The organism is Micromonospora sp. IBHARD004 (genome assembly GCF_052814115.1).
The window spans coordinates 933,988-948,114 of the sequence record NZ_CP199934.1 but is presented as its reverse complement, the minus strand read 5'-3'; the positions used below and the strand labels follow the sequence as shown (position 1 = coordinate 948,114).

The following is a 14,127-nucleotide window of genomic DNA, read 5'->3' as shown; positions in this document are numbered from 1 at the left end:
TCAGCGGATCGGGGCATGCCGGTCGATGCGAGCGCGTTGCCGGATGCATGGACACGGATCACGGCGAGCGGGCGGAGGAGACCGCCCTGGACGCGTACTCCCGGGTGGTGACCGGCGTGGCGGCACGGGTGCTGCCCAGCGTCGCCGCCCTGTCGGTGCGGACCCCGCGCGGGGCCGGCGCCGGCTCGGCCGTCACCATCGACGCCGAGGGCCTGCTGTTGACCAGCGCCCACGTCGTGCAGGGTGCCGACGGCGGCTCGGCCGCCTTCGGCGACGGCACCGAGACCCGGTTCCGGGTGGTCGGCGCCGACCCGCTGTCGGACCTGGCCGTGCTGCGGGCCGAGGAGCCGGCGGTGCCGCCGGTGGAGCTGGGCGACGCGGACGGCCTGCGGATCGGACAGCTCGTGGTGGCGGTCGGCAACCCGATGGGGCTGGCCGGCTCGGTCACCGCCGGGGTGGTCTCCGGGCTGGGCCGGTCGCTGCCGGCCCGGGACGGGCGGCTGGTCCGGCTGATCGAGGACGTCATCCAGACCGACGCCGCGCTCAACCCGGGCAACTCCGGCGGCGCGCTGGCCGACTCCGCCGGCCGGGTGGTCGGGGTGAACACCGCGGTCGCCGGGTACGGCCTCGGGCTGGCCGTGCCGATCAACGCCACCACCCGGCAGATCATCGCCGACCTGACCGCCACCGGTCGGGTCCGGCGGGCCTGGCTGGGGGTCGCCGGGGTGCCGGTGCCGCTCCCCCCGGAGCTCACCGCACGCACCGGGCAGCGGCGCGGCCTGCGGGTGGTCGAAGTGGTGCCGGGCAGCCCCGCCGGGGTGGCCGGGATCTACCTGGGGGACATCATCGTCTCGGCCGGCGGCCGGTCGGTGCAGGACGGCCAGGGCCTGCAACGGCTGATGCTCGGCCCGGCCATCGGCACCCGCCTCCCGGTCACCGTGCTGCGCAAGGGCGCCTTCGTCGACGTGGTCGCCGTCCCCACCGAGCTGGGCCGCTGACGTCGACGGGCCGCTCCCCGCCGGGGAGCGGCCCTGTCGACGCGGGTCAGCGGGCGCCGAGGTGGGCGAGGAGGTCCTGGCGGGTGAGGACGCCCTTGGGCTTGCCGTCGACCAGCACCAGCGCCGCGTCGGACTTCTCCAGCAGGCCGACCGCCTCGCTCACCGGCTGACCGCCGCCGATCATCGGCAGCGGCTCGGCCATGTGCCGCTCGATCATGTCGTGCAGGTGCGCCTGGCCGGTGAAGAGCGCGTCGAGCAGGTCCTTCTCGGCGATCGAGCCGGCCACCTCGCCGGTCACCACCGGCGGCTCGGCCTTGAGCACCGGGAGCTGGGAGACCCCGTACTCGCGCATGTAGTCGATGGCGTCGCGGACCGTCTCGGTCGGGTGCACGTGCACCAGCTCGGGCAGGCCGCCCGGCTTGCCGGCGAGGGCGTCGGCGACGGTCGGCTCGGTGCCCGAATTGTCCAGGAAGCCGTACCGGGCCATCCACTTGTCGTTGAAGATCTTCGACAGGTAGCCCTTGCCGCTGTCCGGCAGCAGCACCACGATCACGTCGTCCGGGCCGGCCTTGCGGGCCACCTCCAGGGCGGCCACCACGGCCATCCCGCAGGAGCCGCCGACCAGCAGCCCCTCCTCGCGGGCCAGCCGCCGGGTCATCTCGAAGGACTCCTTGTCGGAGACCTCGACGATCTCGTCGGCGACGCCCCGGTCGTAGGTCTCCGGCCAGAAGTCCTCACCGACGCCCTCGACCAGGTACGGCCGGCCGGTGCCGCCGGAGTAGACCGAACCCTCCGGGTCCGCCCCGATGACCTTGACCCGACCCTCCGAGGCGTCCTTCAGGTAGCGGCCGATGCCGGAGATGGTGCCGCCGGTGCCGACGCCCGCGACGAAGTGGGTCACCCGACCCTCGGTCTGCGTCCAGATCTCCGGCCCGGTCGTCTCGTAGTGCGAGCGGGGGTTGGCCGGGTTGCTGTACTGGTTGGGCTTCCAGGCGCCGGGGATCTCCCGGGCCAGCCGGTCGGAGACGTTGTAGTAGGAGCGCGGGTCCTCGGGCGCGACGGCGGTCGGGCAGACCACCACCTCGGCGCCGTACGCGCGCAGCACGTCCTGCTTGTCCTGGCTGACCTTGTCCGGGCAGACGAAGACGCACTTGTAGCCCTTGAGCTGGGCCACCAGGGCCAGCCCGACGCCGGTGTTGCCACTGGTCGGCTCGACGATGGTGCCGCCCGGCTTGAGGATGCCCGCGGCCTCGGCGTCCTCCACCATCCGCAGCGCGATCCGGTCCTTCACCGAACCGCCCGGGTTGACGTACTCCACCTTCGCCAGCACGGTCGCCTGGATGCCCGCGGTGACGTTGCGCAGCCGTACCAGCGGGGTGTTGCCGATCAGCTCGACGACGTTGTCGTAGTACTGCACCTCGTTGTGCCCTTCGTTGCGGCGCCGGCGACGGCGGCCGGGCAGACGTATTTCTCGACGCCCAGGGTACGTGCCGTCAGGGCGTCACATGTCCGGGGATGACGGAGCTGCGACGTGCCTCCCACTCCAGGAAGCGCTCGGTCTCCGACAGCACGCTGCCGGCCAGCCAGGTGACCATCACCGCGTCGTCCACCAGCCCGAAGATGGTCAGGAAAAGCTCCGGGACCACGTCGACCGGGGAGACCACGTACGCCGTCGCCGCCGTCATCATCGCCAGTCGCAGGCCGCCGTCGTACTCCCCCCGGGCGGTCGCCCTGATCATCCGGGGCAGCGCGGCCAGCCGCTCGCCCAGCGACGGCCCGCCCCGCGAGCCCGCCATGAGTGCCCGCGCCAGCGCGGTGAACGCCGCGCTCCGCTTCAACGTCTTCCCCATCGTCTGAGCCCCTTTCCGCTCGACCAGCGTGCCTCCCGGGTGCAAGCCCGGTCCGCCCGCCGACCGGACCGTCGGTCGGCGGCCCTGCCGGAACAGGTACCCAGAACGGTCGGCTCCCAGCCGCGAACCAGCCGTCGCGTGGAGAGCGGGGTGTCGGGCCGGCGCGATAATGTCGGCTCATGGGGGACGCTGGTTCCGTCGTACCGATCGGCTGGCAGCGCGCCCGGCGGATCGCCCGGGTGGCGGCGATCGGCACGGGCGCCACGGTGGCGGCCACCGTCGCGACGGGTGGGGTGCTGCTCGGCCAGGCCCGTCAGGCCCGGCGGACCATCCCGATGGCCGAGGCTCCCCCGCCGCGCTGCGACGGGACGTACGGCGCGAAGTTCCCCGGCCCGCCGGTGACCATGGTGATCCTCGGCGACTCCTCCGCCGCCGGCTACGGCGTGCACCGCCGCCGGGAGACCCCCGGCGCGCTGCTGGCCACCGGGCTGTCCCGCCGGCTGCACCGGCCGGTGCGGCTGCACCGGTACGCGGTGGTCGGCTCCCTCTCGGCCGGGCTCAAGCCGCAGGTCGAGTCGGCCCTGGAGGTCGGACCGGACATCGCGGTGATCCTGATCGGCGGCAACGACGTCACCAACCGGACCCCGCCGGCGCTGGCCGTGCGCTACCTGGTCGACGCGGTCCGCACGCTGCGGGCGGCCGGCTGCGAGGTGGTCGTCGGCACCTGCCCCGACCTGGGCGCGATCCGGCCCATCCAGCCGCCGCTGCGCTGGCTGGCCCGGCGCTGGAGCCGGCAGCTGGCCGCCGCCCAGACGGTGGCGGTGGTCGAGGCGGGCGGCTGGACGGTCTCCCTGGGCGACATGCTGGGTCCCCGGTTCGCCGCCGAGCCGGCCCGGATGTTCGCCTGGGACCGGTTCCACCCGTCCGCCGAGGGGTACGCGGTGGCCGCGGCGGCCCTCCTGCCCACCCTGCTCTCCGCGCTCGGCGCGGGCCAGGAACGCCGGGCGGCGGTCGCCCGGGGCGAAGGCGTACGGTCGCTGCCGGAGGCGGCCCACGAGGCGGCCCGGCACGCCGGCACCGAGGTCAGCGGCGTCCAGGTCCGGGGCCGCGACCGGGGGCCGGCCGGCCGCTGGGCGCAGCTGCGGCGGCGGGCCTTCTTCGGCGTCGGCGCGGTGCCGCAACCCGGCCCCGCCGCCGACTCACCCACACTGGAGGGACTGGCATGAACGAGCTGACCGGCACGTGTGCCGCCAACCGCAGGGAGGTGACGGCATGACCGAGCACCACGAGCTCGCGTTCCGGCTGGGTCGGGCCGCGGCGCTCTCGCTGGTCGCCGGCACGGTGGGCGGGGCCGCCGTCCTCGCCGGCCAGGCCATCGCCGCCCGCAACCGCCGGTACGCCCAGCCCGAGCTGGGCCTCGCCCTGCGTGCCACGGTCGGCCGGACGGGCGCGCCACCGCTGCGCCTGGTGCTGCTCGGCGACTCCTCGGCGCTCGGCGTCGGGGTGGAACGCTTCGAGGAGACCGTCGGCGGGCAGCTGGCCCACCTGCTCGCCGAGGGCCCGACCGGCCGGCAGGTGCACCTGTCCAGCGTCGGCGTCGCCGGCTCCCGCTCGACGGACCTGGCCACCCAGGTGGCCCGGGCGCTGCTGGGCGAGCGCCCCGACGTGGCGTTGATCCTGGTCGGCGCCAACGACGCGACCACGATGACCCGGCCGGCCGATGCGGCGGCCTACCTCGCCGCGGCGGTGCGCCGGCTGCGCGAGGCGCACGTCGAGGTGGTCGTGGGCACCTGCCCCGACCTCGGCGCGGTCCGCGCGGTGGCGTCCCCGCTGCGGCAGGTGCTGGGCTGGTCCGGGCGGCGGGTCGCCCGGGCCCAGACCACGGCCGTGCTGGACGCGGGCGGCAGCGTGGTCGACCTGGCCACCGAGACCGGGCCGGTGTTCCGGGCCGACGCGGGGACGCTCTGCCACGACGGCTACCACCCCTCCGCCGACGGCTACCGGGTCTGGGTGCACGCCCTCCTGCCGGCCGTCTCCGCCGCCGCGGCGGTCGCCTCCCGCCACCACTGAGCGCCCCGGCGGGGGTGACATTTCCCGCCGGGCGGGCTTCTTCCGCGTCAAGTTACTCGCGGGTTAACGTTGGTTCATGCCGATTGAGTCGTCCCGCGACGCCGTCATCGTCGCCACCGCCCGGTCCCCCATCGGCCGGGCGTTCAAGGGTTCGCTGCGTGACGTCCGTTCGGACGACCTCGCCGCGACCATCGTCCAGGCCGCCCTGGCCAAGGTCCCCGGGCTCGACCCGACCGAGATTGACGACCTGTACCTGGGCTGCGGCCTGCCCGGCGGCGAGCAGGGCTTCAACATGGCCCGGGTGGTCGCCACCCTGATGGGCCTCGACGGCCTGCCGGGCGCCACCCTGACCCGCTACTGCGCCTCCTCGTTGCAGACCACTCGGATGGCGATGCACGCGATCCGGGCCGGCGAGGGCGACGTCTTCATCTCCGCCGGCGTCGAGATGGTCTCCCGGTACGCCCGGGGCAACTCCGACACCCTGCCGCCGGAGGCGCAGGCGCTGGTCGGCGGCGGCTGGGAGAACCCGCGCTTCGCGGCGGCCCACGAGCGGTCGAAGGCCCGCGCGCAGGGCGGCGCCGGGGTGTGGACCGACCCGCGGGAGGACGGCCAGCTCCCCGACGTCTATCTGGCCATGGGGCAGACCGCGGAGAACCTCGCCCAGGTGTACGACATCACCCGCGAGGACATGGACGCCTTCGGCGTACGCAGCCAGAACCTGGCCGAGAAGGCGATCGCCGACGGCTTCTGGGCCCGCGAGATCACCCCGGTCACCACGCCGGACGGCACCGTGGTCAGCGGCGACGACGGCCCGCGCCCGGGGGTGACCCTGGAGGCGGTCTCCGGCCTGAAGCCGGTCTTCCGCCCGGACGGCCGGATCACCGCCGGCAACTGCTGCCCGCTCAACGACGGCGCCGCCGCCGTGGTGATCATGAGCGCCCAGCGGGCGCAGGACCTCGGGCTCACCCCGCTGGCCCGGATCGTGTCGACCGGCGTCACCGCGCTGTCGCCGGAGATCATGGGCCTCGGCCCGGTCGAAGCCTCCAAGCAGGCCCTGAAGCGGGCCGGGATGACCATCGACGACGTCGACCTGGTCGAGATCAACGAGGCGTTCGCCGCCCAGGTGATCCCCTCCTACCGGCAGCTCGGCATCCCCGAGGAGAAGCTGAACGTGATGGGCGGCGCGATCGCCGTCGGCCACCCGTTCGGCATGACCGGCGCCCGGATCACCGGCACCCTGCTCAACGCCCTGGAGTGGCACGACAAGACCATCGGTCTGGAGACCATGTGCGTCGGCGGCGGCCAGGGCATGGCGATGGTGCTCGAACGGCTGAGCTGAGCCCGATTCGGCGTTCCCGGGTCCGGGTACCGTTCCGACATGGCGACGGTCGTGGAGCGGGAGCGCAAGTACTCCGGTGACGAGGGATTCCGGCTGCCGGACCTGACGGGGTGCGGTGGCGTCACGACCACGTCGGACGCCACCGCCCTCGACCTCGACGCGGTCTACCTGGACACCGCCGACCTCCGGCTGGCCCGCGGCGGGTTCGCGCTGCGGCGGCGGACCGGCGGGCACGACGCGGGCTGGCATCTGAAGGTCGGCTCGGCCGGCGGCGACCGGACCGAGTACCAGTTCCCCGCCGGGGCGGGCGACGAGGTTCCGCCGGCGGAACTGGTCGCGCTGTTCCGGGCCGCGTCCCGGGGACAGCCGGTGGCCCCGGCGGCGCGGATCACCACCCGACGAATCGAGCGCCGGCTGCTCGACGAGCGGGGCCGGGTGCTGGCCGAGGTCGCCGAGGACACCGTCGAGGGACATGACCTGGTCACCGGCGAGCGGCAGGCCTGGCGGGAGATCGAGGTCGAGCTGGTCGACGGCGACGACGCGCTGCTCGACGCGGTGGACGGCCGGCTGCGCGGGGCCGGCGCCCGCCCGGTGCCGGTCTCCAAGTCGCACCGGGCGCTGGCCACCCGGCTCGCCGTCCAGGAGACCACCCCCGAACCCGGCGCCGCGCCCGTCCTCGACTACGCCCTCGCCCAGCGCGACGTGCTGATCGCCAACCACCCCGGCGCGATCGGCGGCGTTGAGGACGCGGTGCACGACATGCGGGTCGCCGTCCGCCGGCTGCGGTCCACCCTGCGGACCTTCCGCGGGCTGTGGGACCGCCGGGAGAGCGAGTGGCTGCGGCCCGAGCTGCGCTGGCTCGGCGCCCAGCTCGGGCCGGTCCGCGACACCCAGGTGATGGCGGCCCGGCTCACCGACGCGGTCCGCGCCGAGCCCGCCGACCTGGTGCTCGGCCCGGTCGCGGCGCGGATCTCCGCCCGGTTCGCCGCCGACCTGGCCACCGCCCTGGACGAGCTGCGCGCGGCGCTCGGCTCCGACCGGTACACCGGCCTGCTGTCCCGGCTGGACGCGCTGCTGGAGGGGCCGACCGCGCGGACGGTCGACGCGCGGTGGGTCGCCCGGCGGGTGCGTCGGGCGTTGACCCGGGCGGACGACCGGCTGGACCGGGCCCTCGCCGGTGACCACCCGGCCGGCGCGGCGGAGGACGTCGCGCTGCACGAGGCGCGGAAGGCGAACAAGACGGCCCGGTACGCCGTCGAGGTCCGCGAGCCGGCGGTCGGGAAGCCGGCCGCCAGGCTGGTGGACCGGCTCAAGGACCTGCAGGACCTGCTCGGCGCGCACCAGGACTCGGTGGTCACCCGCGAGGTGCTGCGGCGGCAGGCGCTGCGCGCGTACGCCGACGGCGAGAACACCTTCACGTACGGCCTCCTGCACGCACGGCAGGCCGCGGCGGCCGGCGCAGACATGCGGGCCGTCGCCCGGGCCCGCGACCGGGCCCGGCGGCGGAAGGTGCGGCGCTGGCTCAAGCGCTGAGCCGCCGCGCGCCTCGCGCCGCCGTCAGAGCGCCGAGCGGGTCGCGGTGACCGCCTCGGCGGCCCGGCTGAGCACCGCCTCCGGCGGGCCGGCCGCCAGCAGATCGGCCGCGACCACCCGGAGCTGGTCGGGCAGCACCAGGTCGTTGGCCAACCGGGGTACGTCCCGCCGCGGTTCGCCCTCCACGTCCGCCGCCAGGTTGGCGATCTCCTGCACCAGCTTGTGCACCAGGGCGGCCCGGGACACGTTGCCGCCCTCGGCCGCCGCCGACCACCGGGGCTGCTGCCAGTGACCGACCTGACGGACCAGCAGCTCCACCGCCCGCTCCAACTCCGCTGCGCTCATCGCCGCCGAGTCTACGAGGGGCCGCGGGTCACCGGCGCAGGTAGCTGAGCAGGCGCAGGATCTGCCAGTACAGGAAGATCAACCCGACCAGCAGGCCGAACGCGCAGAACCAGGCGTACCGGCGGGGCAGGCCGGCGCGGACCGACCGCTCGACCAGGTCGAAGTCGAGGATGAAGCTGAACGCCCCGGCGATGATCGCCACCCCGGAGATGACGTACGGCAGCCAGCCGACCTCGGCGGTGAGGCTGTACGCCTCCAGCCCCTGACGCCCGGTGAGCAGGTACGTCACCAGGTTGACCAGACTGAGCGCGACGATGCCGAGCAGCGCCCCGACGACGAGCCGGGCCAGCCGCGGGGTGGCCCGGATCAGCCGGGCCCGGTAGAGCAGCGCCATGCCCAGGAAGACGCCGAACGTGCCGACCACCGCCTGCACCACGATCCCGGGGTAGACCAGCTCGAAGGCCCGGCTGGCCACGCCGAGCAGCAGCCCCTGGAGCACCGCGTACGCCGCGATGGGCAGCGGGTTGGTGATCTGCTTCAGCGAGATGACCAACACCAGCACCAGCCCGGCGAGCGCGCTCCCGGCCAGCGCCGCCGGGAGCCACACCGCCTGCGGGAACACCACCCAGGCGACCGCCGCGGTGACGCCGGTGAGCAGCAGCAGGCCGGCCGTCCGGGTGACCACGTCGTCCACGGTCATCGCCTCGGCGGCCCCGACCCCGAGCACCTGGCGTTCGGTCCGGCCGACGTCGTCCAGTCGGGTCAGCACCGGATTGGCACTCCGCACCGCGACCTCCTCGCCGACGTACCCCCGGGTCCCACTCTGCCCCGGACGGCCCGGCGGCGGCGGGTAAACGACGGCGCCCGCCGCCGCTGTCGCGGAGGCGGGCGCCGGGGTCGTGCGGCGGGCGGGTCAGTCGTCGCCCTGGAAGTAGCTGAGCAGGCGCAGGATCTCGAGGTAGAGCCAGACCAGGCTGACCAGGATGCCGAAGGCGGCGGTCCAGGAGTAGCGCTGGGGCAGCCCCATCCGGACGCCCTCCTCGACCTCGTGGAAGCTGAGCACGAAGCTCAGCGAGGCGACCACGATGCAGACCAGGCTGAAGCCGATGGCCAGCGGGCTGCCGTCGCGCAGCCCGGTGTTGACGCCGAAGAGCGCCAGCACCAGGTTGATCAGCATCACCGCGAAGAGGCCGGCCATCACGGCGATCATGCCCTTGACGAACTTCGGGGTGGCCCGGATGACGCGCGCCTTGTAGAGCACGGCCATCAGGAAGAAGACGCCGAAGGTGGCGGTCACCGCCTGGAGCACGATGCCGTCGTAGAGCGAGTTGAACGCCTTGCTCACCATGCCGACGAAGACGCCCTCGACGATCGAGTACGCCACGACCAGCGCCGGGTTCGCCATCCGCGAGAACGAGATGATCAGGCCGAGCACCAGGCCGACGACGGCGGCGCCGATCCAGGCGACACCGACCAGGGCGTCGGGCACGAGCACCCACGCCGCCGCGGCGGAGGCGCCGAGGATGCCGAGGAGCATGACCGTCTTGACGACGACGTCGTCGAGGGTCATCGGGGTCACGGTGGGCGGCGCCGCCGGGTAGCCGACGCCGGTCGGGTACTGCTGCTGGTACGGCGCGTACTGCTGGGGGTAACCGGGCTGTCCGTACGGCCCGGGCTGGGCGTACCCGGCCGCCCGCTCACGCTCGGCCGCCTGGCCGAGCCGGGCGAGCACCGGGTTCGAGGTCTTCACTTCTCAGGCCTCCCTCAGGGGGTCAGTGCACGTGAACGTGCACCTCAAGGGTAAACGGGGCTCGCAACCCACGCCGGGCGCAAAGCTGTGGGAAACCTGAGAGTCTGGGTGCCCGGGGCGGGGGTCGAACCCGCACGCCTTGCGGCAGCCGCTTTTAAGGCGGCCGTGTCTGCCGTTCCACCACCCGGGCGGGTGACACCGGCGCGCCGACACGCGGCGGTGCAGTCTCACCGTAGCCGTTGCGTCCCGACCCGGCGTACCCCGTGGTGGCCGCGCCACTATGGTCGAGGCCGTGACCAGCGCAGCCCGTACCGCCCCCGGGCCCGACCCCGGCCAGGCTGTCCACCTTGAACCCGAGGTCGCCCGCCCGTCCCGGTCCGCCCAGCTGCTGGCCACCGCGATCCGCCACCGCGCGGACCTGCTGGCCGGGCTGCTCTTCGTGCTGCTGGCCGGCTGGCTCACCCACGGGCTGTGGCCCGCGCCCGGGCAGCGGATGCTCGCGCTCAACCCCGAGGACCAGACCCTCTACGAGTGGTTCCTGGCGGTCGACTCGCGGGCCCTGCTCGGCGACTTCAGCCTGCTGACCGACCGGCTCAACGCGCCGGACGGGGTCAACCTGATGACCAACACCACGGTGATCGCGCTCGGGGTGCTGCTCGCCCCGCTCACCCTGCTGCTCGGCGCGCCGGTCACCTTCGCGCTGCTGGCCGCCGGGAACCTGGCCGGCACGGCGGCCGCCTGGTACCTGCTGTTCACCCGGACCCTGCGGGCCCACCGGCTCGCCGCCGGGCTCGGCGCCGCACTGTGCGGCTTCGGCCCGGGGATGATCTCGCAGAGCAACAGTCACCTGCACATGACCGCGCAGTGGCTGGTCCCGGTGATCGTCTGGCTGGTGGTCCGGCTGCTCCGGGCCGCCGACCCGGACGGCACCCTGGACGGGCCGGACCACCGCCGGGTGGTCAGCTCGGCGGTCGGGCTGGCCGCGGCGGTCACGGTCCAGGTCTTCATCGGCGAGGAAGTGCTCTTCCTCGCCGCGGTCACCCTGCTGGTGATGACCGTCGTGTACGCGGTGACCGACCGGCCGCTGTTCCGGCGGGCCGTGCCCACGTTCGGCGGCGGGCTGCTGCTCGCCGCCGGCCTGGCGCTGCTGGTGCTCGCGTACCCGCTCTGGTACCAGTTCGCCGGGCCGCAGGGGGTCGCCGACGGGATGTTCAGCCCGCACTACTTCTCCGCCGACCTGAGCAGCTGGTGGACGATCTCCCCGCTCTCCGTGACGGGCAGCGACACCTCGTCCCGCCTGACCACCGGGCCGGCCGAGTACAACACCTTTCTCGGCTGGCCGCTGCTGCTGGTCACCGCCGCGTGCGCGGTCTGGCTCGGCCGCCGGCCGGTGGTCGTCGCCTGCGTCGCCGGGGCGCTGGTGATGGGCGCGCTGTCGCTCGGCCCTGAGCTGGTGATCTCCGGCGAGCGGACCGCGCTGCCCGGCCCGTACGCCCTGCTGGCCGGCCTGCCGGTGGTGGACGGCGCGCTGCCGATGCGGTTCGGCCTCGCCCTGCTGCCGCTGATCGGCACCCTGCTGACCCTCGCGGTGGACCGCGCCCTGCGGGAGCGGGGCCGGGCCCGGCGGCTGGTCCCCCTCGCGGTCGGCGCGGCCCTGCTCAGCGTCTTCCCGGCGCCGCTGCCGACCACCGACCGGCCGGCGCTGCCCGAGTTCGTCACCGCCGGACACTGGCGGCAGTGCGTACGCCCCGGCGGGGTACTGGTCCCCGTGCCGCCGGCGACCCCGAAGGACCCGTGGCCGATGCGCTGGGCGACCGCGGCGGACGCGAAGTTCGGCATGCCCGAGGGCTTCTTCATCGGCCCGTACGGCCGGGGCGGCTCGGCCACCATGGGCACCTACAAGCGACCCACCTCGGCGCTGCTGGCCGACGTGGCCAGGCGGGGCGTCCCGGCGGCCGTCGGCAACGAGCAGCGCCAGCAGGCCGCCCGGGACATCACCTTCTGGGGAGCGTCGTGCGTGGCGCTCACCGACGATGCCCCGCACGCGGAGACCCTGCGCCGGACGCTGGAGGAGCTCTTCGGCCCCGGCACCCGGATCGCCGACGCCTGGACCTGGCGCTTCTGAGCCGCCGCTGGCGCGAAAAGGGCCCGTCGCCACGACAGACGTGGCGACGGGCCCTTTCAGTACGAGAACTCAGCCGCGCAGCGCGCCGACCGGCTGGGAGGCCTCGGCGAACTCCTCACGCGGGTCGTGCAGCTGGCCCAGGGCGACCACCTCACGCTTGAGGAAGAAGGCCAGCGACCAGTCGACCACGACCCGGACCTTGCGGTTGAACGACGGGATCCGCGACATGTGGTACGTCCGGTGCATGAACCACGCCGGCCAGCCGGTCATCTTGATCCCGTAGACCTGCGCCACGCCCTTGTGCAGGCCGAGGCTGGCCACGCTGCCCACGTGCTTGTGCTTGTAGTTGACCGGCTCGCGACCGCGGATCACGTTCGCGATGTTGTCGGCCATCCGGGCGGCCTGCCGGACCGCGTGCTGTGCGCTCGGCGAGCAGAAGTTGCCCGGCTCCTTGGTCAGGTCCGGCACCGCGGCGCAGTCGCCGGCGCTCCAGGCACCCTCGACGACCCGGTCGCCGTCCACGATCTGGAGGGTGGGCAGGCAGGTGACCCGCCGGCGCTCGTCACGCGGGAAGTCCGTCGCGTCCAGCATCGGCGACGGCTTCACGCCGGCCGTCCAGACGATGGTGTCGGACCGGAAGCTGTCGCCGTCGGAGAGCTTGACCACCCCGTCGACGCAGGACTCCAGCCGGGTGTCCAGCCGGATGTCCATGTTCCGCTTGAGCAGCTGCTGCACCGTGTAGGCGCCCATGTCCCGATCGACCTCGGGCAGCACCCGCTGGGTGGCCTCGACCAGGACCCAGCGCATGTCCTCCGGCTCGAGCTCCGGGTAGTAGCGCATCGCGTCCCGGGCCATGTCCTCCATCTCGGCCAACGCCTCGATGCCGGCGTAGCCACCGCCGACGAAGGTGAAGGTCAACGCGGAACGGCGGACGTCCGGGTCGGTCGTGGCGGCCGCCACGTCCAGCCGGTCCAGCACGTGGTTCCGCAGGTAGATGGCCTCGCCGATGGTCTTGAACCCGATGCCGTGCTCGTGCAGGCCCGGAATCGGCAGCGTCCGGGACACCGAGCCGGGGGCGACGACCACGTGGTCGTACTGGATCTCCCGGGTCGGGCCGCTGATCGGCTGCACGATCGCCGTCTTCCGGCCGTGGTCGATCCGGGTCACCGTGCCGGCCACGACCTTGCACTTACGCAACTCGCGCCGCAGCGGCACCACGGAGTGCCGGGGCGAGATGTTGCCGGCCGCCGCCTCGGGGAGGAACGGCTGGTAGGTCATGTGCGGCTGCGGGTCGACGACCACGACCTCGGCCTCACGGGAGCTCAGCTTCTTCGACAGGCGCAGAGCAGCGTACAGGCCGACGTGCCCGGCACCCACGACAACGATCCGCTTCGGATTCACGCCATCTATCTTTCCCCGGGCGGCCCGGCTAATCCCGTCCGAGACCCCCTTCTGTGACGGAGCACAACACCTGTGACCTGCACAACGTCCTGCACCATCCCGCTATCTGCGACGCAGCAGCCACCCGAGCAACCCGCTGAGGGCCACCGCGACCAGCAGCCCGGCCACCGTGGCCGCCTGGAAGCCCCGGTCCGCCCCCACTCCGCCGAGCCCGGCCAGCAGGATGCCGAGCGCCGCGCTGGCGAGGACCACCCCGCCGGCCCGGGTCAACCACCGCAGGATCAGGTCCGGGTCGACAATCCCGTCGAAGGGGAGCAGCGCGGCGAGCGCGCAGAGGGTGTGCGCCAGGTAGAGCAGCGTCGCCACCGCGAGCAGCCGCCACAGCGCGATCGGCCGGTCGAAGCCGGCCGCGGCCAGCAGCCACCCGCCGACCGTGACCAGGGCCGCGAAGGTCGGCCAGACCCGGCGCGGCCCGATCGCCGGCAGCACCGCCAGCACCGTCAGGGCCAGCAGCGCCCGTGCCGCGAAGACCTGCACGGGGTACGCCAGCAGGAAGCCGACCAGCACGGTCAGGAAGATGGCGACCCGGACCAGCAGTGGGGCGGGGCTGACCCGGGTGGCCGCGTACCGCACGGCGCGGACCCGCTCGTTCAGGGCGTCCAGCATGTCGTTCACCGGTGCCCGCCTTCGTTCGCGACTGCGGGACTCCGCTGCGC

13 protein-coding genes and 1 tRNA gene are annotated in these 14,127 nt (G+C 74.0%); 6 read left to right on the top strand and 8 right to left on the bottom strand.

Translation table 11 applies throughout. The features are described from left to right. Positions 1-47 precede the first annotated feature (47 nt). Complete coding sequence (locus ACTWO6_RS04725; RefSeq protein WP_446218414.1) at positions 48-998, top strand: S1C family serine protease; 951 nt, start codon at positions 48-50, stop codon at positions 996-998. Between the two features lie 46 nt (positions 999-1,044). Here ACTWO6_RS04725 and ACTWO6_RS04720 read toward each other — a convergent pair whose 3' ends face one another. Beyond that, positions 1,045-2,415 carry a cystathionine beta-synthase gene (locus ACTWO6_RS04720; RefSeq protein ID WP_446218413.1) on the bottom strand — a complete coding sequence of 457 codons (1,371 nt, stop codon included), beginning with the start codon at positions 2,413-2,415 and terminating at the stop codon, positions 1,045-1,047. Between the two features lie 76 nt (positions 2,416-2,491). Continuing rightward, positions 2,492-2,848: a YkvA family protein gene (locus ACTWO6_RS04715; RefSeq protein ID WP_446218412.1), complete on the bottom strand. Its 357-nt coding sequence runs from the start codon at positions 2,846-2,848 to the stop codon at positions 2,492-2,494. A gap of 179 nt (positions 2,849-3,027) precedes the next feature. On the opposite strand from ACTWO6_RS04715, the gene ACTWO6_RS04710 reads away from it, so the two are divergent. The 4 genes from ACTWO6_RS04710 to ACTWO6_RS04695 all read left to right on the top strand — a co-directional run bounded on the left by ACTWO6_RS04710 (position 3,028) and on the right by ACTWO6_RS04695 (position 7,790). Beyond that, positions 3,028-4,074, top strand: coding sequence for an SGNH/GDSL hydrolase family protein (locus ACTWO6_RS04710; RefSeq protein WP_446218410.1), 1,047 nt, complete (start codon positions 3,028-3,030; stop codon positions 4,072-4,074). Positions 4,075-4,120: 46 nt separating this feature from the next. Beyond that, complete coding sequence (locus ACTWO6_RS04705; protein WP_446218409.1) at positions 4,121-4,918, top strand: SGNH/GDSL hydrolase family protein; 798 nt, start codon at positions 4,121-4,123, stop codon at positions 4,916-4,918. A gap of 76 nt (positions 4,919-4,994) precedes the next feature. Then, positions 4,995-6,257, top strand: coding sequence for an acetyl-CoA C-acetyltransferase (locus tag ACTWO6_RS04700; RefSeq protein ID WP_446218408.1), 1,263 nt, complete (start codon positions 4,995-4,997; stop codon positions 6,255-6,257). 39 nt (positions 6,258-6,296) lie between these two features. Further along, entirely contained in the window at positions 6,297-7,790 is a 1,494-nt protein-coding gene (locus tag ACTWO6_RS04695; RefSeq protein WP_446218407.1) for a CYTH and CHAD domain-containing protein, read from the top strand. A 24-nt stretch (positions 7,791-7,814) separates the two neighbouring features. Here the strand turns inward: ACTWO6_RS04695 and ACTWO6_RS04690 are convergent, their stop codons facing one another. The 4 genes from ACTWO6_RS04690 to ACTWO6_RS04675 all read right to left on the bottom strand — a co-directional run bounded on the left by ACTWO6_RS04690 (position 7,815) and on the right by ACTWO6_RS04675 (position 10,075). Beyond that, entirely contained in the window at positions 7,815-8,135 is a 321-nt protein-coding gene (locus ACTWO6_RS04690; protein WP_446218406.1) for a hypothetical protein, read from the bottom strand. A gap of 28 nt (positions 8,136-8,163) precedes the next feature. Beyond that, a complete protein-coding gene (locus ACTWO6_RS04685; RefSeq protein WP_446218405.1) occupies positions 8,164-8,922 on the bottom strand; it encodes a Bax inhibitor-1/YccA family protein in 759 nt (252 codons plus the stop codon). A gap of 126 nt (positions 8,923-9,048) precedes the next feature. Continuing rightward, positions 9,049-9,885, bottom strand: a complete 837-nt coding sequence (locus ACTWO6_RS04680) for a Bax inhibitor-1/YccA family protein (RefSeq protein ID WP_446218404.1) — start codon at positions 9,883-9,885, stop codon at positions 9,049-9,051. A gap of 109 nt (positions 9,886-9,994) precedes the next feature. Next, positions 9,995-10,075: transfer RNA gene (locus ACTWO6_RS04675), tRNA-Leu, on the bottom strand. Positions 10,076-10,177: 102 nt separating this feature from the next. Between ACTWO6_RS04675 and ACTWO6_RS04670 the strand changes: the two genes are divergently transcribed. Continuing rightward, on the top strand, positions 10,178-12,010 hold the full coding sequence (locus ACTWO6_RS04670) for a hypothetical protein (RefSeq protein WP_446218403.1): 1,833 nt from the start codon (positions 10,178-10,180) through the stop codon (positions 12,008-12,010). A gap of 69 nt (positions 12,011-12,079) precedes the next feature. Here the strand turns inward: ACTWO6_RS04670 and ACTWO6_RS04665 are convergent, their stop codons facing one another. Both ACTWO6_RS04665 and ACTWO6_RS04660 read right to left on the bottom strand, forming a co-directional pair. Continuing rightward, positions 12,080-13,411, bottom strand: a complete 1,332-nt coding sequence (locus tag ACTWO6_RS04665) for an NAD(P)/FAD-dependent oxidoreductase (RefSeq protein ID WP_446218402.1) — start codon at positions 13,409-13,411, stop codon at positions 12,080-12,082. 102 nt (positions 13,412-13,513) lie between these two features. Further along, positions 13,514-14,074 (bottom strand): hypothetical protein, encoded by a 561-nt coding sequence (locus tag ACTWO6_RS04660; RefSeq protein ID WP_446220560.1) that lies wholly within the window; start codon positions 14,072-14,074, stop codon positions 13,514-13,516. Positions 14,075-14,127: the final 53 nt, after the last annotated feature.

Coding starts and splice junctions, on each gene's coding strand:
- ACTWO6_RS04725 (WP_446218414.1), top strand. CDS start 48: ATGGACACGGATCACGGCGAGCGGGCGGAGGAGACCGCCCTGGACGCG.
- ACTWO6_RS04715 (WP_446218412.1), bottom strand. CDS start 2,848: ATGGGGAAGACGTTGAAGCGGAGCGCGGCGTTCACCGCGCTGGCGCGG.
- ACTWO6_RS04710 (WP_446218410.1), top strand. CDS start 3,028: ATGGGGGACGCTGGTTCCGTCGTACCGATCGGCTGGCAGCGCGCCCGG.
- ACTWO6_RS04705 (WP_446218409.1), top strand. CDS start 4,121: ATGACCGAGCACCACGAGCTCGCGTTCCGGCTGGGTCGGGCCGCGGCG.
- ACTWO6_RS04700 (WP_446218408.1), top strand. CDS start 4,995: ATGCCGATTGAGTCGTCCCGCGACGCCGTCATCGTCGCCACCGCCCGG.
- ACTWO6_RS04695 (WP_446218407.1), top strand. CDS start 6,297: ATGGCGACGGTCGTGGAGCGGGAGCGCAAGTACTCCGGTGACGAGGGA.
- ACTWO6_RS04690 (WP_446218406.1), bottom strand. CDS start 8,135: ATGAGCGCAGCGGAGTTGGAGCGGGCGGTGGAGCTGCTGGTCCGTCAG.